The sequence below is a fragment of the Lapillicoccus sp. genome (assembly GCF_039935575.1).
Taxonomy (GTDB): Bacteria; Actinomycetota; Actinomycetes; order Actinomycetales; family Dermatophilaceae; genus Lapillicoccus.
In genome coordinates this window covers 1-24,517 of the sequence record NZ_JBDTKA010000086.1, presented here as the reverse complement: position 1 = coordinate 24,517, position 24,517 = coordinate 1, and the positions used below count along the sequence as shown (strand labels likewise).

Below are 24,517 nucleotides of genomic sequence, written 5' to 3'. Positions count from 1 at the left end.
ATGCACCTATGCGCCGCCACGTCCCGCTGCTCTCCCTGACACCCGCCGAACAGCTGCGGGCGGGGCGGCTCCCGCGACGCCTCGCGCAGCTGTTCGTGGGGCTCGTGCTTTATGGGGTCTCGATGGCGATGATGCTGCGCGCCGGACTCGGCCTCGACCCCTGGGACGTGCTGCACGCCGGTATCGCCTCGCGGGTGCCGTTGACCTTCGGACAGGTCACCATCGTGGTCGGTGCGCTGGTGCTGCTGCTGTGGGTGCCGTTGCGTCAGATGCCCGGGCTCGGGACCGTCGCGAACGTGGTCGTCATCGGCCTGGCGACCGACGCCACACTGGCCCATCTCGGTGCGCCGGATGCCCTGGTGGCGCGGGTGGGGCTCCTCACCGTCGGCATCGTGCTCAACGGAGTGGCGGGCGGGCTCTATATCGGCAGCCAGCTCGGCCCAGGCCCTCGAGACGGCCTGATGACCGGGCTCGCGCTCCGTACGGGATGGAGCATCCGGCTCGTCCGAACCGGCATCGAGCTGAGCGTCCTCGCCTGCGGCTGGGTGTTGGGCGGGCCGGTCGGGGTGGGGACCGTCTTGTATGCCGTCGCGATCGGGCACCTCGTCCAGTTTGTCCTGCCGATCGTCACCGTGCGGCTGGAGTGTCCGGCTACGCCTGCAGGGCCAGGGCGAACGGCAACACCTCGTCGGCGCCGGCGGCCCGCAGCTGCTGCGCCGCGACCGTGAGCGTCCACCGCGAGTCCACGAGGTCGTCGACCAGCAGCACCGGGCCGTCGAGCTCCCGAAGTCTTGCACCGAGCGCGTCGTCGACGCCGAGCCGCCCCCACACCCCGGCCAGCCGGAAGGCGCTGTTGCCCCCAGGCTGACCCGTGGGTCCGCCCTCGACGAGGGAGAGCGAACCGAGGAGCTCGAGGCGGCCGATCTGCGCGATCCACCCCGCCACGGACTCGACCAGCTGCGGATGCGAACGCGACGGCATCGCCACCACCGCCACCGGCCGTTGCGCCCACCCCCAGTCCCGAAGGACGTCGACGCACGCGCGGAGCAGCTGCGCAGAAGCCGGTGCGTCCGCGCGCAGCAGCTCACGAACCCGCTGGCCCCAGCCGAGGTCGGTGAGCCGGGCCAGCGCGCGGCCCGCTGTCATCGAGGACTCCGCGGGGATCCGGCCGGAGACCGGTACGCCGAGTCGGGCCATCCCCGTCGGCCACTGGCTGCGGGGCTCGATCTCGACGCCGACGTGCTGCAGCCGTTCCCGTGCGACGTTGACGGCCGCGTCCGGGACCGCGGTGTCGAACCAGGCTCCCGCGCAGCGGTCACACCGGCCGCAGGGTGTCGCCGTGTCGTCGTCGAGGGCCTGCTGGAGGAACTCCATCCGACAACCGGCACCCCGCTCGTAGTCGAGCATGAGCTGCTGCTCGCGCTCCCGGGCCGCGGTCACGCGGGCGTAACGGTCGGCGTCGTAGGTCCAGGACGCGCCCGTCGCCGTCCAACCGCCAGTGACGCGCGCCACCGCCCCGTCGACGTCGAGCACCTTGAGCAGAAGCTCGAGGCGGGTCCGGCGGATGTCGACGAGCGCCTCGAGCGCCTGCGTCGACAATGGTTTTGCCGATGCTGCGAGACCGGCGATGACGGCGTCAGCGAGCTCCTGGCGCGGCATCGAGGCGGAGGCGAAGTAGCGCCAGATGTCGCGGTCCTCGGGGCCTGGCAGCAGCAGGACGTCGGCCCGCTCCGTGGCGCGACCGGCGCGACCGACCTGCTGGTAGTAAGCCACCGGGGAGGACGGCGCCCCGAGGTGGAGCACGAAGCCCAGGTCCGGCTTGTCGAAGCCCATCCCCAGCGCGCTGGTCGCGACGAGGGCCTTGACCTTGTTGTCCCGCAGTGCCGTCTCCAGCACCAACCGGTCCGCTGGGTCGGTCCGCCCGGTGTAGGCGCGAACGTCGTGGCCGGCGTCACGCAGGGCCGCGGCGACATCGTCGGCGCCGGAGACGGTGAGGGTGTAGATGATCCCGCTGCCCTCCAGCTCTGCGAGGTGCGACGAGAGCCAGGCGATCCGCTGCTCTGGTGCGGCGAGGGGGAGTACTCCGAGGCGCAGCGAGTCTCGGGCCAGGCCGCCGCGCAGGGTGAGCACGTCGTGTCCGCCGGCGCCGAGCTGCTCCGCCACGTCGGTGACCACGCGGGCGTTGGCCGTCGCGGTGGTCGCCAGCACCGGTGTGTCCGGCGGCAGCGTCGTCAGCAGGTCGCGGATGCGCCGGTAGTCCGGTCGGAAGTCGTGTCCCCAGTCACTGACGCAGTGCGCCTCGTCCACGACCAGCAGTCCGCAGCGCCGCGCGAGGTCCGGGAGCTGCTCGTCGCGGAACCGCGGGTTGTTGAGCCGCTCGGGGCTCACGAGCAGGACGTCGACCTCGTCGGCAGCCAACAGCGCAGCGACCTCGCCCCACTCCTGCGCGTTGGCCGAGTTCATCGACACCGCACGGATCCCCGCTCGCCCGGCGGCGGCGATCTGGTCGCGCATCAGGGCGAGCAGCGGCGACACGATGACGGTCGGCCCGGACCCGGCGGCTCGGCGCAGCGCCGTCGCGACGAAGTAGACGGCCGACTTGCCCCACCCGGTGCGCTGGACGACCAGGACCCGGCGACGCTCCTCGACCAAGGCGGTGATCGCGTCGAGCTGGCCGTCCCGGAACTGCGCGTCCCCCCGGCCGACCAGCCGGCGCAGGGCAGCCCCGGCCTCGGTGGCGAGGTCGACCGGAGAGGTAGCGGCGGGCATACCGACACCGTATGCGTGGCCGGCGACACCCACGCCCAGCCGTCCACAGGCATGGCCGGGCTCCTCGGCGTGCGTCTGCGGGTTGCGTCCGACGTTTCGGTGGCCCTGGCCACCACATCGTCGGACGCTACGCCGGAGGAGATGCGGCTGCAAGGATGACGTCCATGACGAGTGACCCCTACACCGTCGACGTGCCGTTGCGCTGGTCGGACATGGACGCGTACGGGCACGTCAACAACGTCCAGTTCCTCCGCCTGCTCGAGGATGCGCGGGTCACGGGGTTCGAGCAGTGGTTCGGCCAGGACCGCGCGTCGAAGCAGGCACTGCTCGACGAGGGGGTCCTGGTTGCCCGCCACGAGATCGAGTACATCGCTCCGTTGACGTTCCGCCACGCGCCGATCGAGGTGGAGATGTGGTGCACGAAGATCGGCGGGGCAGGGTTCGACCTGGGCTATGACGTGCGCGACCCGGAGGGTGTCGGCGTCGGGCACTATGCGCGGGCCGAGACCGGCCTGGTGGTCTACGACTTCCCGAACGCCCGTCCCCGCCGCATTCGGCCGGACGAGCGTGCCATCCTCGAGGACCACGCGGGTGAGCCCGTGCCGTTCCGGTGGCGGAGCCGGTGACGGTCGGCGCCCTCGTGCTCGACGACGAGCAGTCGTATGCCGACTTCGCCACCTTCGTTGCGAGAGCACGCTCGCTCGACCCTGCGGGGGCGATGCGGTTGCAGGCCAGCGGATCGGTGCTGGCGGCCTACGTCGGGGTGTTCGAGGGTCGCGGGCTGCTGGGCGAGGGGACGGTCGTCGGCCTGCGGGCGACCACGTTGGCGCAGCCGGCGACCGTGGACCTGACCGTGCCACTCGCCGCGCTGGGCGACCGGCTGGCGCGAGCAGCCGTTCCCGGCCCCGACGGGTCGGGGGTCCTCCTCGCACTTCCTCCGGTGAGCGCCTCGGCCTCATGGGCGGCGATGGCCCCGCCCCGCTCCGGCTGGGAACCGGTCGGTGTCATCTCGACGAGCGTGCTCACCTCAGTGGCTCGCGCGGGGATCGCCGAGGTCGCCCAGGGCACCGGGCCTTCGGCAGGTGCACCCGCGGTAACCGACCTGCGTCAGCGCGTCTGGGGGAGACTCGCGACGACCGACCCGGCGGTGGTGGCCGGAGCGGCGTTCGCGGCATACGCGTTGGGCTTCCTCGAGCCCGGTGGCGAGAGCACGCTTGCCTCCCAAGGCCGCTGGACGAGGCTGAGCTCGCCCCGGGGGCACGTCCTGGTGCGGTGACGAACGGTGTCGTGGACGAGCGCTGTCACGGAGCCACGCAGCGCCGCCCGCTGACGACCACGAGCCCGGCGACGGCTGAGAGCACCGCCCAGATGACGATGTAGGTGTGCTGGTCGCCGCCCTGTGTGTGGAGCGCGGCGAAGATCGCGCTGGCGCCGGCGATCCCGATCACACTGCCCAGCACGTCGGACAGCTGGAGCGCGGCCGATGCGGCGCTGTAGTCCGAGACCGGCGCGAGGTCGAGCAGCAGCACGGACAGGGAGGTCGACCCGAAACCCATCCCCAGTCCGGCGAGCACCATGGCCGGGGCGAAGAACCATACCGACAGCCCGGTCGCGGTGATCGCGACCATCAACAGGATCCCGACCGCGAGGAAGAGTCCGCCGAGCGAGACGAGCACGGCCCGACGACCCCCGAACGCCGGACGGCCTTGCACCCACGACCCCGCCGACCAGCCGAAGGACCCGACGGCCAGCACGACGCCGGCGACGGACAGGTTCGCCCCGCGTTCCTGGGTGAACATCAACGGTACGAACGTGATCGCGCCGTTGAAGGCCGCGTTGAGCAGGAAGCGGCTGACGATCACCGAGGGGATGCCGACGGCCATCCGCAGCGTGCCCGCCGGAACGAGGCGGGGAGTGACGACGAGCAGTCCGACGACACCGGCGACGGCCGCGAGCGCCTGCCAGGACAGAACGGACACCCGTTCGTGGGCGCCCAGCTGGACGAGCCCCGCGGCCAGGGCGACGAGGACACCCATGACGGCTGTGCGGCGGTGGGCCCGGCGTTGGTCGTCCGTCGTCGTGGCGGACTCGTCCGCAGGAGAGCCGGCCTCGATCCGGGCCCGCTGCCTGACGATCGCCGCGAACGTGAGGATGGTGGGTGGCACGACGATCCAGAACACCAGCCGCCAGGTGAAAGCCGTGGTCAGCCACGCCGACAGCGGCGCACCGACGAGGGACGGCAAGACCCAGGCGGCGGAGACCCAGGCGAACACCCGGGGTCGGATCACGGCCGGGAAGACCCGTCCGATCACGACGTAGAGCACGACGACGACCAGACCGGCGCCGAGCCCGGTGACCGCTCGACCGACAAGCAGCACCGTAAAGCTCGGGGCGAGACCGCATACCGCGGCGCCGCTGGCGAAGAGCAGTTGACCGGCATACAGGCCGGGCATCGGTCCGGAGCGGTCCGACCACACGCCGGCCAGCACGATCCCGAGCAGCTGCCCGGTGAGCATCACCGAGAACGCCAGTCCGTAGCTGCTGACGGCGTCGAGCTCCTCCGCGGCAGCGGGCATGGCGGTCGCGATCGCCATGAACTCGAAGGCGACGATGGTGATCAGCGCGACGACCGCGACAGTGATGAGCCGGTATGCCGGCGAGAAGGGTCCGCTGGCGAGGTCAGCGCCTGCCGCTCTGCCGCCGTTGTCGACGTGACCCCCCGTGCTCACCCACCGAGTGTAGGAAGGTCTTGTCGACAGTGGGAGCGGGGTCCACCCGGCGTACGGCTGGGATGATGGGTCGGTGGACGTACCAGCACGACCCCTGGCGATCTCGCCGTGCCTCGCCGAGTGCGACTGGTCGACGACCGGGGACGTGCTCGGCGGCGAGCTGCTCTTCGCATGCGACGGGTGCGGCAGCGAGTGGGTCGTCTCGCAGGCCTGGACACCCGTCGACTGGCGGGGACTGGTCCCGGACGCGGTACGCAGGGAACGCGACGCCGATCGCGACCGCGAGCATGGGAGGTAGCCACTGTGTGAGAGAAAGGTTGATCGGCCCATTCTCGAGCTCCCACCTGATGTCATCCGATATCTAGGAGGTTCACATGCCCGACGTCCTGATCAGGAATTTCTCTTCTGACGACCTCACCCTGCTCGATGAGCAGGCCGCTCGGCTAGGCATCTCCCGGACCGAACACCTCCGCCGACACTTGCACCGCGAGGCTCGCCGATCGGTCGAGTCGGTTACAGCTAATGATCTGCGGGAGATGGTGGCACTCCTGCCCGACTTGGCCGATGACTCGATCACGAACGATGCCTGGGCATGAGCAGTCCTGGCTGATCGACAAGTCCGCCCTCGTTCGTCTGGGTCTCTGTTCCGACTCCGAACTGTGGGCCAACCGCATTGAACGCGGACTCGTCGTCGTCAGCTCAGTCACCCTTCTCGAGGCGGGCTTCCCCGCCCGGTCCGCACTCGACCTTGCCGAGGCCCTCGCCTCACCTCCCTTGGCCTCGATGCCGGTGGAGTATCTGAGCCCCGCCGTAGAAGATCGCGCCGTGGCCGTTCAGCGACTCTTGGCCGAGCGTGGTCTACACCGGGCTCCATCGATTCCCGATCTGCTGATTGCGGCCACTGCGGAGCTGAATCGACGGGTTGTACTGCACTATGACAAGGGCTTCGATCTCATCGCTGAAATCACCTTCCAATCGGTGGAGTGGTTACGTATCCACTGATGCCCTCGGTTCGCAGTCAGGTGACCGCGAAGATCCGCGCCGTCACCAGGACGCCGTCTTCGATGACCAGCTCAGCCATGGTGCCGTGCGGCTGCCGGCGACGGTCCGTCGGCGACCCCGGGTTGAAGGTCCGTTGACCGTCGTAGAGCTGGTCCCACGGGATGTGCGAGTGACCGAACACCACTAGCCCCGCTGACGGGAAGCGGCGGCGCAACCGGACGGCCCGGCCCGCCGCCGGACCGCTGTCGTGGATCACCACCACTGGCAGCCCGGCGAGGTCGAGCTCGACCACGTCGGTGGCGCCCCACGCCGCCACGTCGGCGTCGTCGTTGTTGCCCATGGCCACCCGGACCGGCGCCCACTGTTGCAGCTCGTCCAACGTCTGCGCGCGGCAGACGTCACCGGCGTGCAGGACCAGATCCGTGCCTTCCAGCGCGCGGGCCACCGCTGGGGGACACCGCTTCCACCGTCGTGGCGAGTGAGTATCGGACAACACAGCGACGCGCATCTGCCTCTCCTGCCCGGTCAGCCGGATCCCAGCAGCTCGTTGACGGTGTCGCCGCCGCTGCCGAGGTCGTCGGTCGGGGACACGGGGAACGCCTCGAGCCGGCCGTCGTCGAGGATGCGCTGGACCAGTGATTCAGACCCACCGACCAGCGTTGAGTCGAAGTCGATCTCGGTGGCGACGCACCAGTCCCGGGAGGCAGGCCACCACTGGCTCGGGGACTGGACGTGCAACACAACCTCCGGGGTCGGCTCAGCCGGAGCAGGCGGTTCACTTCGAGCGGCGTCGGCGTCCGTGCCCACGTCAACAAGGTGAGCGGACGACCGCGAGGGGAGGTACAGCCTCCCCAGTTCGGCAGCGAGGTCGACGATCTCGTCGAGGCGGCGTTCGAAGAGGAAGTAGGCCCGGTACGGCTGCACGATCCGCGGGAACCTGTCCTGCCAGATCGTAGGGAGGGTTCCCCATCCTTCCCAGACCGTGGCCCAGCACCGCTCGCCGGGCTGGGTCGTTTCCGCCAGGATGCCGCACAGGATGGTCAGCTCGTGAATCCCGAGGCTCCCCTCGAAGGGGTTCTGACCGTCCCAGCCTGGAGCACCGAGACGGTGCGACGACTCACGGCGGGCCAGCGCGCCGAACTGCGCCAGTGGGTGGACGACGGTGCCGACCGACGCCGCTACCTCGGACCACCGGCTGGGCACGGCGCCCCCGCCGTTGGCGGGATGCAGGATACGGGCGTAGGCCGGGTAGGTCCCGGGCAGCACCTGCTCCACCCGTCCGCCGAAGCCCGCCAGTGCGTCCGAGAACCAGTCGGCCTCCTCGACCCGGGAGTCAGGAACCAGCGCGGTCGCCATGAGGCAATCTCTCACGTCTCGCAGGCCGAGTGGGTGTCAGACGGCCAGCCACACCGCCGTATCGGTGGGAAGACGGCCGTCGGTCAGCTCGCCGGAGGCGACGAGCACCCGAGCCGACGCAGGCAGGTCGACCGGCGAGTCGCCGAGGTTGACGAGGACCACGACGTCGGAGCGCTCGTCCGCCTGGGAGGCGAAGGCCACGACACCCGAAACCGAGGAGTACGCCTGTAGCCACTGCAGCCGACCCCGGCCGAGGCGGTACTCACGGCGTAGCGCCAGCAAGGAGCGGTAGAGCTCGAGTGTCGAGCCCGGCCGACCCTCCTGGACGTCCACGGCATACTCCGCGTAGGTCTCGGGCTGGGGCAGCCAGGTGTGCGCGGAGGGGCCGAACCCCAGAGACGGCTCGTCGTGAGCCCACGGGAGCGGGACGCGGCAGCCGTCGCGGCCCAGCTCGATGCCGTGCGTGCGGAAGAAGGCCGGGTCCTGGCGGAACTCGTCCGCCATGGTGGTGGAGTCGGGCAGCCCGAGCTCCTCGCCCTGGTAGAGGTAGGCGGCGCCCGGCAGCGCCAGCATCAAGGTGGTCGCCGCGCGGGCCCGACGCAGCCCGAGCTCGAGGTCTGGCTGCGGGTCGTCCGCACCAATGCCGTGGGGGCGTTTTGTCCCGCTCGGCAGACCGAGCCGGGACGCGTGCCGCACGACGTCGTGGTTCGACAGCACCCAGGTCGTCGGGGCACCGACCGAGTCGGACACCCTCAGCGAATGGTCGATCACCTCGGTGAGCTTGGCCGCGCCCCAGGGGCATTCGAGGAAGTCGAAGTTGAACGTCTGGTGCATCTCGTCCGGCCGGATGTAGCGGACGGCCCGCTCGACCGGTTCCACCCACGCCTCGGCGCAGAGCACCCGGTCCGGGGTGCCGTAGCTGTCGAGCACCGCTCGCCACTCGCGGTAGATCTCGTGCACGCCGTCCTGGTCGAACATCGGCGGCCGCGGCTTGTCGCCGGTGGGGTCGGCGTCGCGCCAGCTGTCCAGCAGCCTGAGGTCGACGTCCCAGTCCGGGAGTGCTGGGTCCTTGACCAGGCCGTGCGCGACGTCGACTCGGAAACCGAAGAACCCCCGGTCCAGCCAGAACCGCAGCGTCCGAACGAAGTCGGCGCGTACCTCGAGGTTCTCCCAGTTAAAGTCCGGCTGCTTGGCGTCGAACAGGTGGAGGTACCACTGGTCCGGCCGGCCATCGGCTTGCGTCACGCGGGTCCAGGCGATGCCGCCGAAGACGGACCGCCAGTTGTTGGGCGGCTCGTCCCCGCGAGAGCCGCGGCCGTCGCGGAAGTGGTACCGTGCCCGTTCGGGCGAACCGGGGGCCGATGCGAGCGCCGCCTGGAACCAGACGTGCTCGTCGGACGAGTGGTTGGGGACGAGGTCGCCGAGGACCTTGATGCCCAGCTCGGCCGCCCGGGCGACGAGGGCATCGGCGTCGGCCAGCGTGCCGAACCGGGGGTCGACATCGCGGTAGTCGGCGACGTCGTACCCCGCGTCCGCCTGAGGCGAGGGGTAGAACGGCGAGAGCCAGATCGCGTCGACGCCGAGCTTGCGCAGGTAGCCCAGCCGGGCCGTGATGCCGGGCAGGTCGCCCATCCCGTCACCGTCCGAGTCGGACCATGACCTCGGGTAGATCTGGTAGGTGACGGCGTCGCGCCACCAGTGGGCGGTTAGGTCGTCGGTCTCGGCCCTGGTGGCCACGGAGCACTGCGTCACACGCTCCAGCCTTGACCACTCGTGGACAGCGACCAAATCGGTGCGATGCGATCCCGCATGCCGGTCGCGCCCCCGCTGCGTGTGAGGATGACGCCGTGACGTTCTACGAGGAGGTCGGCGGCCACCCGACGTTCGTTGCTCTGGTCCGGGCCTTCTACGAGGGCGTCGCCGGTGACCAGCCGCTGCGGGATCTCTATCCCGAGGAGGACCTCGGACCGGCGCAGGAGCGCCTGCTGGGCTTCCTCGAGCAGTACTGGGGTGGCCCGACGACCTACTCCGAGCAGCGCGGCCACCCCCGACTGCGCATGCGACACGCGCCGTATGCCGTCACGCCGGACCAGCGCGACCGTTGGCTGCGGCACATGCTGGGCGCCGTGGACACGCTCTCCCTGGACGAGATGCACGACGCGCTGCTGCGGGACTATCTGGTCCGGGCCGCCCACTCGATGGTCAACAGCTTCGACGAACCGGGCACCTGACCAGCCGCTCTACCGTTGTCCGCCAATGGTCTTGGTGCCCGGACGCGGTCGCACGACGACGGTCACCTCGAAAGGAGCCCCGCCCGGCTCGCGCGGTACGGCTCGGATCGCCGTTCGTCCGGCTGATACAGCGAGGTAGGCGTCCGGCTCGTCGAGCGCGCGCAGCGGCGTCGTCGTCGGGCCCGGCTCCCCGCCGAGCGGCCGCAGTCGCGTCGGCTCCCACCGTGACCCGAGGCGAACCTCGATCCTGTCGTCGGTGTCCACGACCAGCGTGGCTCCGTCGTCGGCGTCCGAGGCGGTGATGGCGGCAGGCATACCGGATCCTCTCGCGGCAGAGGCGCGCAAGAGGGGCCGGTGCGTCGCCGCACCGGCCCCTCCCACCTAGTCAGGTGTCGGATCAGCGAGCGGCCGTGCCACCCGCCATGGCAGCCAGGAAGCTCACGCCGTTGGGCGAGCCGACGCCGGTGACGTCGTCGTAACCCTTCGTCACGTAGATCGACCCGGTCTGGTTGATCGTGCGCAGCGACGTGATCTTGCCCGCGGCGGCGTTGACGCCGTTGGCGAAGTCCACCCGGACAACGCCATCGGTGACCGTGCGGCTGTGGTCGATGTCACGGAAAGCGGACGTGCCCGAGAGCTTGTACATCCGCGGGTTGAGGAACCCGAGCGAACCGCCCTTGACCTGGTTGGCCACGGCGACGACCCCGGCGAACAGCGGGCTCGAGAGCGAGGTCCCACCGATCCGGTACTCGGAGTACTTGAAGGAGCCGTTCGGGAACTGCTGGGTCTGCCCGACGAGGAAGCCCGTCGACGGGTCGCCCACCATGCCCACGTCCGGGACCGCGCGGTGCGCGCCCTGGCCGAAGTAGTTGGCGATCCGCGCGGGGACGACGTTCTTCTGGTAGCCCGGCTGCGTGAACAGCTGGCTCGTCCCCCCGCCACCGCCGTAGACGTACGCCGGCGGGTTCGGGACCCAGCTCCCGCTCGTGAGAACGGACTTGCCGGTGCCCCAGCCCTGCTCCCAGCCGTAGCCGTTGCTGGCCGTGACGTTGAGCGAGGTGCCACCGACTGCGGTGACGAACGGGTCGGAGGCCTCGTAGTCGACCTGACGCGTCCCCGTGTGGACGATCTCGTCGCCGTTGTCACCGCTGGAGAACAGCAGGCTCACGCCTTGGGCCGCTGCCTGTAGAGCGGACTCGTGCGAGGCCGCGGCGTCGGCCACCGAGGCCGGCTCACCCGTGTCACCGTAGGAGTTGGTGATGACCTGCGCGAGGTCGTTGTCCAGCACCGTGTTGACCGCGGCTGCGAGGTCGTTGTTGTAGCAGGACTGGCCACCCACGTAGAGGATGTTCGCGCCCGGCGCCATCGCGTGGACGGCCTCGACGTCGAGGGTCTCCTCGCCGTACCACCCCGAGGCGCTGCACTCTTGCGTGTGCGTGTAGCTCGCGGGGAGGTTCTGGCTGAACTGGTATGACCGCAGGGGGTGCCGCGGGTCGTTCGCCTTCGCGTAGGTCGTAGCGTCCGAAAGGATGGTCGGTGAGGCGTAGGCGTCGACCACGGCCACGGTCGCGCCGCGCCCGTCCACGCCCTGGGTCTGCGAGGCGTCCAGCCCGTACGCACCGCGTAGCTGCGGCGGCGTGTAGCCACACACGGCGTAGGTGAGCGGGTTGGGCAGGATCTGCGGGACGTCCTTGGCGGCCTTCTGGCCGTAGTACGCGGAGCAAGGCCCGGAGTTCCGGTAGACCGCACCGGGAGGCGGCAACGTGTCGGCCGGTGTGCCCTTTGAGTCTGCGGAGGCCATCGGGGCGGCCTTCGCGGAGGCGGTCGCCAACTCGTCACCGGCACCGACGTTGGTCGGCTTGGCGACGGCGGACGAGTCCAGCCCGGTCACGCCGGACACGACGCCCGCGACGGCGTCGGGCACGCTGACGGCTGCGCTGGGAGCCGTGACCTGCTTGCCCGACTCGGTGAACGTCGCGAGCTGGGCGCCGAAGGCGGCGTCTGCCTGGCCGGCGGTGCCGTCGAAGCTGACGAACCGGTGGTTGGCCGGTGAGCCGGTGACGGTGAAGCCCTGTGAGGCCAGCCAGTCCGAGACCGTCTTCGCGGTCGCGTCGGTCGGGGCGAAGCGGCTGCGCCACTGGGCCGCGTTGAGGTACTTGCCGTAGGCCGCGTTGGCCGGGTCGGAGACCGCGGTCGCTAGGGACTCCGCGCCGGCGGCGTCCTTGAGGCTGAGCACCACTGACATGTGCAGCGCGCTGGCGGAGGCGGGTGCCCCGACCTTCGAGCTGGTGTGTGTCCAGCTGGGGGCGTCCTGCAGGACCTGCCGGCCGCCTGACCCGCCGGCTGCAGCCATACCGGCTGTCCCGACGGCCAGGCCCACGCACGCGGCGGACCCGAGAATTGCCTTTCCTACGACGTTCTTCACGCAATTGCTCCTTCGTCGCACAAAATCGCGGCCGGAGGGCCGCGACGCAGTGATGTTTTCTCCGGAACGGCCTGTGCGCCACCCCAGAACGGGCAGTGAACGGAAGTCCTGACATATGTCATGGGTCCTCTCGGCCGCGACTCAGACCGGGCTGCCCTCATGTTGGGACCGGGCTTAAGAGCCCTGGCAATGCCGGCGACGAGGGCTGGGGGGCTCAGGCCGGCGGGCTCTGCACGGGGACCCCGTGCGCGTCGAGCGCCGTCTTGACCAGAGCGCGCAGGTCGCGCTGCACCCCGTCGCGCACGTTGGCGCGACAGCGCGCGGTGACCCTGAGGGTGACGGTCGAGCCACCCATTGCCTCGATCCCGGCAACCGTCGGCTCGCTGACGAGACGTTCGGCATACTCAGGAAGCTCGTCGATCCCGGCCACGGCCTCGGTCAGGATCGCGGTGACGTCGGTGAGGTTCTCGGTGTAACCGACGGGGACGTCGACGATGGCGACCGAATAGCCCTGCGACCGGTTCCCGATGCGTTGGATCTCGCCGTTGCGGACATACCAGACTGTGCCGTCGCTGTCGCGCAGCTGGGTGATCCGCAGCGACACCTCCTCCACGGTGCCCACGACGTTGCCGGTGTCGATGACGTCTCCCACGCCGTACTGGTCCTCGGCGATCATGAAGATGCCGGACAGGAAGTCCCGTACCAGGCTCTGGGCGCCGAAACCGATGGCGAGACCGCCCACGCTCGCCGAGGCCAGCAGCGGCGCCAGCGGCAGACCGAGCACCTCGAGCACGGTGAGCAGGGCCGTACCGAACACGACGATGGTGACCGCGCTCTTCGCCAGCGACGCGATGGTGGCCAGGCGCGCATCGTGCCGTTCGCTGCCGAACCCGGTCGCCGTGGCGAACAGCTTGCCGGTGCGGCCCTGCAGCAGGCCCATCCGCGCCTCGTGCTTCGACGAGGTGTTGCGGGAGGCCTTGTCGATGAGTCGATGCAGCAACCAGCGGGCCAGGACTGCCAGCACCAGCGTGATGAGGATGTTCAGCGGCGCGCCGACGAGCGTGTCCCACGGCTCCCCCCACCGGCCCGTGCCGGCCGTGGGGATGACGGCGGCGAGGGCGAGGTGCAAGACACGCATGACGTGGAGCGGGTCAGCCACGCTTGGCGTCACACTCCTGCGCCACGACGGCGGTCCGGGCGGTGTCGAGCTTTTCGATCACCAGGCGGCGCAGGGCCGCCGGTGCGTCTTCGTGGGCCGCCAACCAGTCTTCGGTGGTCCGGACCAGCTCCGGGCTCGCGAGACCCAGGGGATAGAACGCGCCGGGGTACTCCTTGCCGATGATCCGCTCCCGGATGGAAGCCGACCGTGACTCCCAGACGGGCACCAGCATGTCGTGGAACTTCGGCACGTATGCCTGCAGCAGCGACTGGTCGCCGGCGCGGTTCCATCCCGAGGAGATCGCCTCGATTACCGCGTTGGGCTGGCCGTCCTCCTCCACGGCGAGGCGCCAGGCCTCTGCCTTGGCCTCCGGGGTGGGGCGGGCGGCGCGGGCGTGGAAGGCCCGTTCCCGGCCGGCCGTCGTGTCGTCACGCGCGAGCTCCGCGGCGATCTCGTCGTCGGTCGCGGCACCGAGAGCAGCCAGCGCGGAGACGAGCGTCCACCGCAGGTCCTGGTCGAGCTGGAGCCCGGGGTAGGGCCGCGTCCCGTCGTAGGCGGCCCGCAGCCGAGCAACGTCGAAGTCCCCTTGGGCGGCGCGCGCGAACGCCGCGACGAGCTGCAGCTGGCGGTCGCTGCCGGGTTGCGCCTGTTCGGCGAACGCGCGCAACGCATCGGCTACCTTGCGCTGTGTCTGGGCGCGGTGGCCCGGGGCGCAGTAAAGCGTTGCCGAGGTGATCAGCTGCGAGGGGATCTGCTTCGTGGTCTGCAAGATCGTGCGCAGCACCGTCGGGTGCGTCTCGACGGCGACGCAGGCGAGCAGCAGGTCGATGTAGTCGCGGGCGGCGACCTCGCCCTCGCGCACCATCTCCCAGAATGCGCCGATGACGAGCGACCGGGGGAGACTTTCGGCGAAGTCGGCGGCGTGTGCCAATGCGGTGGCGTGCGAACGCTCGTCGAAGCGCAGCTTGGCGTAGCTGAGGTCGTCGTCGTTCGGCATCAACAGGTCTGGCTGAGGCAGGCCGACAAGCTCGGGCACCTCGGTGCGGGCGCCGTGCACGTCGAGCTCGTGCCGACCGACGCGGACCAGCGCGCCGTCCACGAGGTCGTAGCGGCCGACAGCGATCCGGTGCGGCCGCAGCGTCGGGAACTGGTCGGTGGCGGTCTGTAGCACCGATGCCGAGGTGATCAGGCCGTCGGAGTCGGTCTCGACATCGACGCTCAGGGTATTGACCCCGGCGGTCTTGAGCCACGCTGCCGACCACGGTCCGAGGTCTCGGCCAGACGCCTTCTCGAGCTCCGCGAGCAGGTCAGCGAAGCGGGTGTTGCCCCAGGCATACGTGCGGAAGTACGAACGCAGGCCTTCGGTGAACGGTTCACGTCCGACATAGGCGACGAGCTGCTTGAGGATCGAGCCACCCTTGGCGTAGGTGATGCCGTCGAAGTTGACGAGCACGTCTTCGAGGTCGTTGATGTCGGCGTAGACGGGGTGGGTGGAGGGCAGCTGGTCCTGCTGGTAGGCCCACGTCTTCTCGTGGCTTTGGAACGTGGTCCAGGCGCCCTCCCAGTCGGTGGCCTCCGCCTGGGCGACCGTCGAGGCCCACTCGGCGAACGACTCGTTGAGCCACAGGTCGTCCCACCACTTCATCGTCACCAGGTCGCCGAACCACATGTGTGCGAGCTCGTGCAGGATCGTGAGCGCTCGGCGCTCGACGGTCGGCTCGGCCACCTTGCCCCGGAAGACGTAGATCTCGGTGATGGTGACGCAGCCGGCGTTCTCCATGGCTCCCGCGTTGTACTCGGGGGTGAAGATCTGGTCGTACTTCGCGAAGGGGTAGGCCGAGTCGAACTCGCCCTCGAAGAAGGCGAACCCCTTGCGGGTGACGTCCAGGATGTTGTCCGCGTCGACGTACTGCATGAGCGAGCGGCGAGCGAAGACACCCAGCTCGACGGTCCCGGCGCGGGTCTGGACGGAGTCACGAACCGCGTCGTAGGGCCCGGCAACGATCGCGGTGACATAGGAGGAAAGCCGGGGGGTCGGCTCGAACGTCCAGGTGGCAGAGGGAGTCTCGGACCGCTCCTCGGTAGCGACCGGTTGGGGGGTCGGGCTGTTGGAGATGACCTGCCAGTGGGCCGGGGCGGTGACCGTGAAGGTGAACGCCGCCTTGAGGTCGGGCTGTTCGAAGACGGGGAACACCCGCCGGGAGTCGGGGACCTCGAACTGGGAGTAGAGGTAGACCTCTCCGTCGACGGGGTCGACGAACCGGTGCATCCCCTCGCCCGTGTTGGTGTAGAGCGCGGTCGCCTCGACCACCAGCTCGTTCTCCGCGGCCAGCCCGGGCAGCGTGATCCGCGAGTCGGCCCAGTGCGCCGCCGGGTCGAGGCTCGTGCCGTTGAGCACGACCGACTCGACCGACTGTCCGACGAAGTCGAGGAACGTGTCGGCCCCCACCGTGCCGGCGGTGAAACGGATCGTGCTGCGCGTCGCGAACGTCGTCGGACCGGTCGTCAGGTCGAGGGTGACGTCGTAGGAGTGGAGGGTGAGGAGGTCGGCTCGGGCGGCCGCCTCCGCACGCGTGAGGTTCTGGCCGGGCACGGGTTCTCCTGGGGATTCGTCTGCGGTCGCGCGACGCACGGGTCATGGTGACGAGCGCCGTTCATGCTCTCACGCGCTCTCACGCGAGTGGCCGCCCGCGGCCTGGTGCAAGGATGCGAGGTATGCCCCCCACCACGAAACGCGCGACCACCAAGGCCACCACGAAGTCGGCAACGAAGTCCGCCGGGCGGGCGTCGGCGAAAGCCAAGCCGGCCTCGGTGCGGATGTGGTTCGACCCGGCCTGCCCCTGGGCCTGGATGACCTCCCGCTGGCTGATGGAGGTCGAGAAGGTCCGCGACATCGAGGTCAGCTGGCAGGTCATGAGCCTGTCCGTTCTCAACGAGAAGAGAGACCTGCCCAAGGACTACCGGGCCATGATGGACCAGGCCTGGGGGCCGGTGCGGGTCGTCATCGCCGCGAGGGAGCTCTACGGCGAGGAGTACGTCAAGGCGCTCTACGACGCGATGGGCACCCGGATCCACCCCGGTGGCGACCACGACTACCAGTCTGTCGTCGTGGGCGCGATCGCCGACGTCGGGCTCCCGGAGTCGCTCGCCAAGGCGGCCACCATGAAGAAGTGGGACGCGGCGGTTCGACGCAGCCACAAGGAAGGCATCACCCTCGTCGGCATCGACGTCGGTACCCCGGTCATCGCTTTCGGGGACACGGCGTTCTTCGGGCCGGTGGTGACTCCGGCACCCAAGGGTGAGGCCGCCGGAAAACTATGGGACGGAACGCTGCTGGTGGCGGGCACCCCCGGGTTCTACGAGATCAAACGGACCCGGACCCAGGGCCCGATCTTCGACTGAGAGGGATGACGAGACATGCGCGTACACATCGGTGGCGACCATGCGGCATACGAGCTGCAGCTGGCCCTGGTGACTCACCTGCAGGAGTCTGGCCACGAGGTGACCAACCACGGTCCGCACCACTTCGACTCCGAGGACGACTACCCCGTCGCGGTCCTCCGGGCGGCTCAGGCGGTCTCCGAGGACCCCGACTCGCGGGGGGTGGTCCTCGGTGGGTCCGGCAACGGCGAGCAGATGGCGGCCAACAAGGTGCCCGGCGTGCGTGCCGCGCTCTGCTGGACCGCCGAGCTGGCGCAGCTGGCCCGGGAGCACAACGACGCCCAGGTGGTGTCGATCGGCGGCCGTTTCACGGCGACCGAGGAGGCCAAGGAGATCGTCGACATGTTCCTGGCGACCGACTTCAGCGCAGCACCGCGGCACGCCCGTCGCCTCGAGATGGTGACGCAGTTCGAGAAGACCGGGACGCTGCCCCCCGAAGAGTGAGCCGGTGCGTGCACTCCGGGTCTGCGTTTGGTAAACCTGCCCACGCTAGGGCAGCACGCCACCTAACCTGACGGAATCATGACCTGGACCAGCAGTGCCGCACCGCGCCGGCGGGCACCGCGGTGGGTGCCGGACGCCCTTCGCGCCGATGCGTCACGCTCGTCCAGCGCCCCCGTCACCGTCCGCGCGGTCCTGCTGGCTGTCGTCGGGCTGGTGCTCTTCGGCGTGATCCTCACGTGGTCCTGGATCCCGTTCTCTCTGTACGCGCCGCTCGCCGTGATCGCCGGGCTCTACCTGACGCCACGTCGCCTCGCGTTGGTCAGCCTGACGTTCCTCGCCGAGATGGTCGTCATCAGCTACTTCCGCGGGTGGGGACCGGCCACTGTCGTGACGTTGCTGTCGCTGGGGATCGTCGTGTTCCTCATGACCAACAGCTCCCGCTCACGCGCGCGCCTGGGCGTCCAGGGCAACCGCGGCGAGTCGATGTTCGTGGACCTGCGCGACCGGTTGCGTGCCTTCGGCGAGCTGCCGGACCTGCCCGGCGGCTGGCACGCCGAGTCGGCGGTCGAGTCTGCCTACGGGCAGTCCTTCTCGGGAGACTTTGTCGTCGCGACCCGCTCTCCCGACGGGAGGTGGCTGGAGGTCGTCCTGGTGGACGTGTCAGGCAAGGGCGTCCAGGCCGGTACGCGTTCGCTGCTCCTCTCCGGTGCCCTCGGTGGGCTGCTCGGCGAGCAGGAACCAGACCGTTTCCTCGTCGCCGCCAACAACTACCTGTTGCGCCAGAACTGGGACGAGGGTTTTGCCACGGCCGTGCACGTCTCGATCGACCTCGCGACGGGGGAGTACACCATCGGCAACGCGGGGCACCCGCCTGCCGTGCAGTTCAGCAACGGCTCGGGGCGGTGGGAGGTACTCGGCGAGGCCGCCGGCCCTCTGCTCGGAGTCATCGACGGCGCGAAGTACCTGCGCTCGTCGCGACGTCTGGGCCGCGGAGACGCCCTCGTCCTCTACACCGACGGCGTGGTGGAGTCCCGCTTCCGAGACCTCACCGTGGGCGTCGACCGGATGCTCGGGGCGGCAGAACGGCTGGTGCGTGGCGGGTTCGCCGGCGGTGCAGCTCGGCTGTGCGCGTCCGCACGAGCCGGTGAGACCGACGACCGCGCCGTGGTGATGATCTGGCGCGACTGAGCTGACGCTCGAAGCGCTCAGCGAGAAGGCCCGGACCGAGGAGTCCGGGCCTCGCTCTACCTTGTCAGCGCAGGTCGTCGTCCTGGCCGTCGAGTGAGTCGAGCCCGTCGCGGACCTTCTGCTGGCCCATGTCGACCTTGTCGGCGTGCTGGCCGCCGGTCTTCTCATCGGCGAAGTCCCCCGCCTTGTCGATGCCGCCGTCGACCTTGTCGCCGTGGCCGTCCACGAGATCCTTGGCCTTGTTCTTGATGTCGTCGAACATGCCCATGTCGAACTCCTTCGTCGCGTCGGACGCGAGATGCCCCCGATGCGTCCACTGTAGACACATGGCACGCTCCCTGGGCACGTCTGAGACGCGGGTCCGGACCTATGCCGCGCGACGCGGTCGGCTCTCCCCGCTCACCCGCGGCCGGCTGGAGACGCTGGGCCCCGCTCGTTGGCTGCCGACTGGACCGCTCGAACCCGTCGTGACCTTCGGCCGGTCGGAGCCTCTGGTTCTCGAGGTCGGCTGCGGTCACGGGGCCGCGGCGGTTGCGTATGCCGCCAGCCACCCCGGGCACGACGTACTGGCCGTGGACGTCCACACGCCGGGGGTGGCCCGGATGCTGGCCGCCGCCGACCGAGCCCACGTGAGCAACCTGCGAGCCGAGCTGGGGGACGCCGTCCCCCTCCTCGCGGATCGCATCGGCGCAGGCGCGCTGGCGGCCGTGCACCTGTTCTTCCCTGACCCGTGGCCGAAGAACAAGCACGCGAAACGACGGTTCGTGTCGGCCTACACGCTCGACCTGCTCGTCTCGCGGCTGGCATCTGACGGGTACCTCCTGGTGGCGACGGACCAGCGCCCGTACGCCGACCACGTCCTGTCGGTGGTCGGCCGGCATGGCGGGTTCGTCGCGCGCGAGGTCGAGCGTCCTGCCTGGCGTCCGCTCGACGGTTTCGAGCGCAGGGCGGTCGAGGTGGGGCGCGAGATCGTGGACCTGCGACTGGACCGCGTCCACCCGTTCGGCTCGAGTGATTGACGCTGGCTCCGGCCGGGAGGACCATCCGGATATGGAGTACTGGACCATCGAGGTGCTGGACGGCACGACCTCCGCGCAGCTGTGGCGGCATTCCTATGGCGACATCCTCTTCGAGGCGGCGCACACGAACCGGGTGCAAGACTCTCGCTGGTCTCACCACGCGTGGGGGGTCGCGTGGGAGCTCGGGTTCGCGGACGAAGCTGACTGGCTACGGTTCCGGGCTCTGCCCGCCGTGCGCGCCGCGCTGGACGCCGTCCCCGATGTCGCGTCGGGGTTGCTGATCTACCGGGGCAGGGGCGGGGCGAGCGGGGCATCGGTTCCGCGCCCGCCACGACGGCCGCCGATGGCGGGCGCCGTATCGTTGCCGACCCCTCTGGCGTGGGTCAGCTCGGTCATGGACACCCGCCTCGAGCCCGAGCCGTTCCGCGGGGCTGACTCACTGACCGCCTGACGGCGCTGCTGAGCGGGCGACGAGAATCGAACTCGCGTCATCAGTTTGGAAAACTGAGGCTCTACCATTGAGCTACGCCCGCGGCGACTCGGCTGGACGGGTTCCCGTCCGGTCGATCCGGGGCGTTAGCCTAATGCCCGCCACTCGCACGGACCCAATCCGTGCGCCCTACGTGTGCGTCCGGTGTCAGCCGGCGTATGTCGGGTGTGGGTGACGGGGTATGGCGCAGCTTGGTAGCGCGTCCGCTTTGGGAGCGGAAGGCCGCAGGTTCGAATCCTGTTACCCCGACTTTTTGACTGTCTGCTACCTCGGCGACCAGATGCGCGCAGTCAGGCGCGCTGGATCGGGCCGTCCGTCGGGCCGGCGAAGCCCAGCAGCTCACTCAGCCCGGTCTGCGCCCCGTCCTTCTCGAGGTTGGCGACGACCCGGCCGACGGATCGCCGGGAGGGCCACACGTGCAGAGCGAGCAGGAGCACGCTGATCGCCGCACCCAGGTCGTAAGCCAGGACGGTGCGGCCCATGAACGCGAAGACCAGTCCGAAGAACGCTACGCTCTCGGCCATCGCGAGCCGCATCATCAAGGTCGAACGGAACACCGTGACGGCCCGGTTGCGTGCGGCGGTGGCGTCCAGGTCGAGCGGCACTGCGGTAGCCCGGTAGCCCACGTTCTCGATGAGCACGTGGGAGAGGACACCGAGAACAAGCAGGATGACGAGCACGCCCGGCGACGGTGGCCCGAAGGTCAGCACGAAGGACAGCGCCACCGCCATGAGGAACAGTGCTCCGACCACCGCGCCGACGAGCATCTTGAGCGTCTGGATCACCGGTGCGGTCGCGCGGTCACCGGAAGGGCTCATCGAACCACCGTAGCGATATTCGGTGCCTCGGCCGCGAACGGCTAGAGTTGACCCTCGGCGCGGCCGGTGACACCCGGTAGCGGCACACCCCGCGCCGACGGGCTTGATCGTTTGCTGCCGTGACACCAGCCCACAGCAGCCCACACCATCCCTCGAATCCCCCCGACAGAGAGACACGTAGTGAAGAGCGCCCTCGAGACCCTCGGTCCGACCCGGGTCAAGATGACCGTCGAGGTCCCCTACGACGAGCTCAAGCCGAGCCTCGACGCGGCATACAAGACCATCGGCCAGCAGATTCAGGTGCCGGGCTTCCGCAAAGGCAAGGTCCCGTCGCGGATCATCGACCAGCGGGTCGGCCGCGGCGCGGTGCTGCAGGAGGCCGTCAACGAGGCGCTCCCGACCTTCTACGGCCAGGCACTCGACGAGAACGCCGTCCGTCCCCTCGGGCAGCCCGAGGTCGACGTGACCGAGGTTCCCGCCCAGGAGGGTGACGAGCTCAAGTTCACCGTCGAGGTCGATGTGCGTCCCGAGATCACTCTGATCGACTACAGCGGCATCAAGGTCGAGGTAGACGCGGTCGAGGCGACTGACGAGGACGTCGACGAGCGCCTGACGACCCTGCGGCAGCGGTTCGGCACGCTCAAGGGCGTCGACCGGGTCGTTGAGGACGGCGACTTCGTCTCCATCGACCTCGCGGCAACCATCGACGACGAGGAGATCGACAACGTCAGCGGCGTCTCCTACGAGGTCGGCAGCAAGAACATGCTCGACGGCCTCGACGAGGCACTCGTCGGAATGGCCGTGGGTGAGACCAAGGAGTTCACCGCTCCGCTCGCCGGCGGTGACCAGGCCGGCCGGGACGCCGACTGCGTCGTCACGGTCCAGTCGGTCAAGGAACGCGAGCTCCCCGACCTCGACGACGACTTCGCCCAGCTGGCGTCCGAGTTCGACACCCTCGAGGAGCTGCGAGCCGACGTCGTCACGCAGGCCGAGAAGGCGAAGAAGTTCGACCAGGGCGTCCAGGCCCGCGACCGCATCCTCGAGCAGCTGCTCGACTCGGTCGAGGTGCCCGTGCCCGACAGCATCGTCGAGGCCGAGGTCCACTCGCACCTCGAGGGCGAGAGTCGTCTCGAGGACGATGAGCACCGCGCCGAGGTCGAAGCAAACACCCGCAAGGCGCTCAAGGCGCAGCTCCTCCTCGACGCGATCGTCGAGAAGGAGGAGATCCGGGTCGAGCAGCCTGAGCTCGTCGAGTACATCGTCCTGTCGGCACAGCAGTACGGCATGGACCCCAACCAGTTCGCGCAGACGATCGACCAGCAGGGCCAGGTCCCCGCGATGGTCGCCGAGGTGGCCCGCCGCAAGGCGCTCGCCTACGTCCTCGAGCAGGCCACTGTGCTCGACACGAACGGCACGACGATCGACCTCGAGGAGATCGTCCAGACGGACGACGACGAGGCCGAGCCATCGGACGTCGCGAGCGAACCGGAGCCGAAGAGGGTCTGACCTTCCTGCGCCGACGCCGCCCCCGGTATGCCGGGGGCGGCGTTGTCGTTGCGGCGACCCGAGAGCGTCGCGGGACCGTCATCGAGCGAACTCGCACGGGTGTCGGTCCCCACCCTTAGACTGATTCTTTCCGGAACCCCAGCCGGAAGCTCACCGACCTCCACCGCTGCCGCTGGCACCGGTCGGGTCCTGATCCCAGGGTGTTGACGATGCGGCTACGGCGACGAGTTCTCGGCACGGTCGCGGCGACTGCCGCAGCCGTGGGACTCGCCCTGGCCACCCCCACGTCTTCGCTGGCCCGCAGCGGCGACCCGCTCGCCGGCGGCTCACCCACCCCCACCGTTCGACCGGCTGCGGGAACCTTCTACCCGACCGACGCCGAGCGCGTCCTGGGCGGCACCTCCGCCGGATACCAGGTCTCGGCGGACACCCCGCTCACCGTCTCGACCTCGAGCAGCGCCGGGCTGCCGTCCTCCGGCATGTCAGCCGTCGTCGCCAACGTCACGGTGACCGCCGGTCCGAGCAAGGTTTCGCTGACTGCCGCCCCCACCAGCGCAGGCGTCGACCCAGCCACTGCCTTGGGTCTGATCGTCGTGCCGGCCGGGATGACCCGCTCCAGTCTGCTCACCATCCCGTTGGGGCCGCGGAGCTCGTTCGACCTGTCGGCCACCGGCGGTCGCGCGACCGTGACGGCCGACGTCGTCGGCTTCTACGCGTCGGACGACACCGTGATCGCCGGCCTCGGGGTGTCCGGCGGCTACCAACCGCTCACTCCCCACCGTCTGGTCGACGCCACCGGCGCGGCCGCCGTACCCGCGGGGGGGAGCACCGTCGTGGGTGTCGACCTCGGGCCGGCCGTGACGGAGCATGCCACGGCACTGCTGGTACGCGTGTCCGCGCAGGACACGACGGCTCCTGGCGCGGTCACCGCCGCAGCACCGCCCGACTCGGGCGCCACCTCCGCGACGAGCGGGTCCGACGGCGTCAGCACCGGGTCTGCCACCTCGACTGCCCCTCAGATCGCCAGCCAGATCGCCAGCCAGATCGCCACGGTGAGCTTCACCGCAGGTTCTCCGGCGAGCAACCTGGCCGTCATCCCCGCGCGGATCGGCGACGACGGGAAGATCGGGCTGGAGGTCGCAAGCTCGTCCAGCGCTCCTGTCGGCGTCGTGGTGGACCTGGTGGGCTTCTACGACGACGGGACCATCGGTCCGAACCTACGGTTCCGTCCGCTGCCACAGACCCGGGTTGTCGACACCCGAACATCCCTGGCGATGTCTCCTCTCGTGCCCGGTCGGTCACAGACCGTGACCCCGGCGTCGAGCGTGGTCGGAGACAGCACCTTCGGCCTTGTCGGCGTGCTCACGACCACGACGGTGGCAGCCACCTGCGTCGACCTGGGACCGGATGCTCCGGCGACGACCGCCCCTTCCCGAGCGGTTGCCGTAGGCGGCGTCCCGGTCGCCGCGGGCACCACGAGCTCGGCCGTTCAGGTCGAGGTCGCGACGGACCGCACCGTCGCCGTGCGTGGCGAGGCTGGCGCCCCAGCCGGCCCAGCAGCGCCGCCAGCACCGTCACCGTCAGGCCCAGCAGCGCCGTCAGGCCCAGCAGCGCCCTCTGCGCCCTCTGCGTCGGCTGCGCCGTCAGCGCCCTCTGCGTCGGCTGCGCCGACGCCCACTCAGGTGACGTTCGACGTGGTCGGGTCGTTCGAGGCATACCCGCCGGTCGTCACCGCCTCGTCCCGGGACTGGGTCGCGCCGGTCGCCGGATGGCAGGTCGGAGCCGTCGCTCGCTGACGCCGGCCCACCCGTGCCCAACCAGTGCCCACCAGTGCCCACCAGTGCCCGACGGGGGTGGGTACTTGTGCGCCCAGGGCGAACAGCGCTCCGGTCGGGATTCTCGCGCGGGATGTGGACGTTAGGGTCAATGGCAGCCAGCCA

At 69.9% G+C, this 24,517-nt stretch carries 26 protein-coding genes and 2 tRNA genes; 16 read left to right on the top strand and 12 right to left on the bottom strand.

The window, feature by feature from the left end:
- Nucleotides 1-8: 8 nt before the first annotated feature.
- Nucleotides 9-728 (top strand): hypothetical protein, encoded by a 720-nt coding sequence (locus ABI385_RS11070; RefSeq protein WP_348103809.1) that lies wholly within the window; start codon nt 9-11, stop codon nt 726-728.
- Here the strand turns inward: ABI385_RS11070 and ABI385_RS11065 are convergent.
- Nucleotides 652-2,769, bottom strand: a complete 2,118-nt coding sequence (locus ABI385_RS11065; RefSeq protein WP_348103808.1) for a RecQ family ATP-dependent DNA helicase — start codon at nt 2,767-2,769, stop codon at nt 652-654. The two genes, ABI385_RS11070 and ABI385_RS11065, sit on opposite strands and share 77 nt — an antisense overlap.
- 15 nt (nt 2,770-2,784) lie before the next feature.
- Here ABI385_RS11065 and ABI385_RS11060 point away from each other — a divergent pair, with 15 nt between their 5' ends.
- From ABI385_RS11060 to ABI385_RS11050, 3 genes are read left to right on the top strand one after another with little or no spacing between them, the layout of a single operon-like run.
- Nucleotides 2,785-2,928, top strand: coding sequence for a hypothetical protein (locus ABI385_RS11060; RefSeq protein WP_348103807.1), 144 nt, complete (start codon nt 2,785-2,787; stop codon nt 2,926-2,928).
- A gap of 5 nt (nt 2,929-2,933) precedes the next feature.
- Entirely contained in the window at nt 2,934-3,395 is a 462-nt protein-coding gene (locus ABI385_RS11055; protein WP_348103806.1) for a thioesterase family protein, read from the top strand.
- Nucleotides 3,392-4,045: a hypothetical protein gene (locus ABI385_RS11050; RefSeq protein ID WP_348103805.1), complete on the top strand. Its 654-nt coding sequence runs from the start codon at nt 3,392-3,394 to the stop codon at nt 4,043-4,045. Before ABI385_RS11055 ends, ABI385_RS11050 begins: the two co-directional genes overlap by 4 nt.
- 25 nt (nt 4,046-4,070) lie before the next feature.
- On the opposite strand, the gene ABI385_RS11045 is transcribed toward ABI385_RS11050, so the two are convergent.
- Entirely contained in the window at nt 4,071-5,498 is a 1,428-nt protein-coding gene (locus tag ABI385_RS11045; RefSeq protein ID WP_348103804.1) for an MFS transporter, read from the bottom strand.
- Nucleotides 5,499-5,571: 73 nt separating this feature from the next.
- Between ABI385_RS11045 and ABI385_RS11040 the strand changes: the two genes are divergently transcribed.
- The 3 genes from ABI385_RS11040 to ABI385_RS11030 all read left to right on the top strand — a co-directional run bounded on the left by ABI385_RS11040 (nt 5,572) and on the right by ABI385_RS11030 (nt 6,500).
- Nucleotides 5,572-5,796 carry a hypothetical protein gene (locus ABI385_RS11040; protein ID WP_348103803.1) on the top strand — a complete coding sequence of 75 codons (225 nt, stop codon included), beginning with the start codon at nt 5,572-5,574 and terminating at the stop codon, nt 5,794-5,796.
- 76 nt (nt 5,797-5,872) lie between these two features.
- Nucleotides 5,873-6,094 (top strand): antitoxin, encoded by a 222-nt coding sequence (locus ABI385_RS11035; RefSeq protein WP_348103802.1) that lies wholly within the window; start codon nt 5,873-5,875, stop codon nt 6,092-6,094.
- Nucleotides 6,081-6,500 (top strand): PIN domain nuclease, encoded by a 420-nt coding sequence (locus tag ABI385_RS11030; protein ID WP_348103801.1) that lies wholly within the window; start codon nt 6,081-6,083, stop codon nt 6,498-6,500. The genes ABI385_RS11035 and ABI385_RS11030 overlap by 14 nt, the downstream gene beginning before the upstream one ends.
- A gap of 16 nt (nt 6,501-6,516) precedes the next feature.
- Here the strand turns inward: ABI385_RS11030 and ABI385_RS11025 are convergent, their stop codons facing one another.
- Genes ABI385_RS11025 through ABI385_RS11015 form a run of 3 tightly spaced genes read right to left on the bottom strand, consistent with a single transcriptional unit; the run spans nt 6,517 to nt 9,593 of the window.
- A complete protein-coding gene (locus tag ABI385_RS11025; RefSeq protein WP_348103800.1) occupies nt 6,517-7,008 on the bottom strand; it encodes a metallophosphoesterase family protein in 492 nt (163 codons plus the stop codon).
- A 17-nt stretch (nt 7,009-7,025) separates the two neighbouring features.
- On the bottom strand, nt 7,026-7,856 hold the full coding sequence (locus ABI385_RS11020; protein ID WP_348103799.1) for a hypothetical protein: 831 nt from the start codon (nt 7,854-7,856) through the stop codon (nt 7,026-7,028).
- Nucleotides 7,857-7,892: 36 nt separating this feature from the next.
- Nucleotides 7,893-9,593: a glycoside hydrolase family 13 protein gene (locus tag ABI385_RS11015; RefSeq protein ID WP_348103798.1), complete on the bottom strand. Its 1,701-nt coding sequence runs from the start codon at nt 9,591-9,593 to the stop codon at nt 7,893-7,895.
- 110 nt (nt 9,594-9,703) lie between these two features.
- Here ABI385_RS11015 and ABI385_RS11010 point away from each other — a divergent pair, with 110 nt between their 5' ends.
- A complete protein-coding gene (locus ABI385_RS11010; protein ID WP_348103797.1) occupies nt 9,704-10,087 on the top strand; it encodes a globin in 384 nt (127 codons plus the stop codon).
- Nucleotides 10,088-10,096: 9 nt separating this feature from the next.
- Here ABI385_RS11010 and ABI385_RS11005 read toward each other — a convergent pair whose 3' ends face one another.
- From ABI385_RS11005 to pepN, 4 genes are all read right to left on the bottom strand, one after another.
- Complete coding sequence (locus ABI385_RS11005; protein WP_348103796.1) at nt 10,097-10,402, bottom strand: hypothetical protein; 306 nt, start codon at nt 10,400-10,402, stop codon at nt 10,097-10,099.
- 82 nt (nt 10,403-10,484) lie between these two features.
- Nucleotides 10,485-12,512, bottom strand: coding sequence for a S53 family peptidase (locus ABI385_RS11000; protein ID WP_348103795.1), 2,028 nt, complete (start codon nt 12,510-12,512; stop codon nt 10,485-10,487).
- A gap of 214 nt (nt 12,513-12,726) precedes the next feature.
- Nucleotides 12,727-13,671 carry a mechanosensitive ion channel family protein gene (locus ABI385_RS10995; protein WP_348103794.1) on the bottom strand — a complete coding sequence of 315 codons (945 nt, stop codon included), beginning with the start codon at nt 13,669-13,671 and terminating at the stop codon, nt 12,727-12,729.
- Nucleotides 13,664-16,264 (bottom strand): aminopeptidase N, encoded by a 2,601-nt coding sequence (gene pepN, locus ABI385_RS10990; RefSeq protein WP_348103793.1) that lies wholly within the window; start codon nt 16,262-16,264, stop codon nt 13,664-13,666. The genes ABI385_RS10995 and pepN overlap by 8 nt, the downstream gene beginning before the upstream one ends.
- Nucleotides 16,265-16,488: 224 nt before the next feature.
- Between pepN and ABI385_RS10985 the strand changes: the two genes are divergently transcribed.
- The 3 genes from ABI385_RS10985 to ABI385_RS10975 all read left to right on the top strand — a co-directional run bounded on the left by ABI385_RS10985 (nt 16,489) and on the right by ABI385_RS10975 (nt 18,744).
- Nucleotides 16,489-17,073 (top strand): disulfide bond formation protein DsbA, encoded by a 585-nt coding sequence (locus tag ABI385_RS10985; RefSeq protein ID WP_348103856.1) that lies wholly within the window; start codon nt 16,489-16,491, stop codon nt 17,071-17,073.
- Between the two features lie 15 nt (nt 17,074-17,088).
- Nucleotides 17,089-17,556 (top strand): ribose-5-phosphate isomerase, encoded by a 468-nt coding sequence (locus ABI385_RS10980; RefSeq protein WP_348103792.1) that lies wholly within the window; start codon nt 17,089-17,091, stop codon nt 17,554-17,556.
- 78 nt (nt 17,557-17,634) lie between these two features.
- The gene (locus ABI385_RS10975) at nt 17,635-18,744 is read left to right on the top strand and encodes a PP2C family protein-serine/threonine phosphatase (RefSeq protein WP_348103791.1); all 1,110 of its coding nucleotides are present in this window, start codon (nt 17,635-17,637) and stop codon (nt 18,742-18,744) included.
- 64 nt (nt 18,745-18,808) lie between these two features.
- Here ABI385_RS10975 and ABI385_RS10970 read toward each other — a convergent pair whose 3' ends face one another.
- A complete protein-coding gene (locus ABI385_RS10970) occupies nt 18,809-19,072 on the bottom strand; it encodes an antitoxin (protein ID WP_348103790.1) in 264 nt (87 codons plus the stop codon).
- On the opposite strand from ABI385_RS10970, the gene ABI385_RS10965 reads away from it, so the two are divergent.
- Both ABI385_RS10965 and ABI385_RS10960 read left to right on the top strand, forming a co-directional pair.
- Nucleotides 19,071-19,763, top strand: a complete 693-nt coding sequence (locus ABI385_RS10965; RefSeq protein WP_348103789.1) for a tRNA (guanine(46)-N(7))-methyltransferase TrmB — start codon at nt 19,071-19,073, stop codon at nt 19,761-19,763. The genes ABI385_RS10970 and ABI385_RS10965 overlap by 2 nt on opposite strands.
- A 31-nt stretch (nt 19,764-19,794) precedes the next feature.
- Complete coding sequence (locus tag ABI385_RS10960; RefSeq protein ID WP_348103788.1) at nt 19,795-20,214, top strand: hypothetical protein; 420 nt, start codon at nt 19,795-19,797, stop codon at nt 20,212-20,214.
- 11 nt (nt 20,215-20,225) lie between these two features.
- Here the strand turns inward: ABI385_RS10960 and ABI385_RS10955 are convergent.
- Nucleotides 20,226-20,296: transfer RNA gene (locus ABI385_RS10955), tRNA-Gly, on the bottom strand.
- Between the two features lie 132 nt (nt 20,297-20,428).
- Here ABI385_RS10955 and ABI385_RS10950 point away from each other — a divergent pair.
- Nucleotides 20,429-20,502 (top strand) — tRNA-Pro (locus tag ABI385_RS10950).
- Nucleotides 20,503-20,543: 41 nt separating this feature from the next.
- On the opposite strand, the gene ABI385_RS10945 is transcribed toward ABI385_RS10950, so the two are convergent.
- Nucleotides 20,544-21,071, bottom strand: a complete 528-nt coding sequence (locus tag ABI385_RS10945) for a hypothetical protein (RefSeq protein ID WP_348103787.1) — start codon at nt 21,069-21,071, stop codon at nt 20,544-20,546.
- Between the two features lie 180 nt (nt 21,072-21,251).
- On the opposite strand from ABI385_RS10945, the gene tig reads away from it, so the two are divergent.
- Together tig and ABI385_RS10935 are read left to right on the top strand one after the other, a co-directional pair.
- Nucleotides 21,252-22,577, top strand: coding sequence for a trigger factor (gene tig / locus ABI385_RS10940; RefSeq protein WP_348103786.1), 1,326 nt, complete (start codon nt 21,252-21,254; stop codon nt 22,575-22,577).
- 209 nt (nt 22,578-22,786) lie between these two features.
- Nucleotides 22,787-24,373, top strand: a complete 1,587-nt coding sequence (locus tag ABI385_RS10935; RefSeq protein ID WP_348103785.1) for a hypothetical protein — start codon at nt 22,787-22,789, stop codon at nt 24,371-24,373.
- The last annotated feature ends 144 nt before the right edge of the window (nt 24,374-24,517 follow it).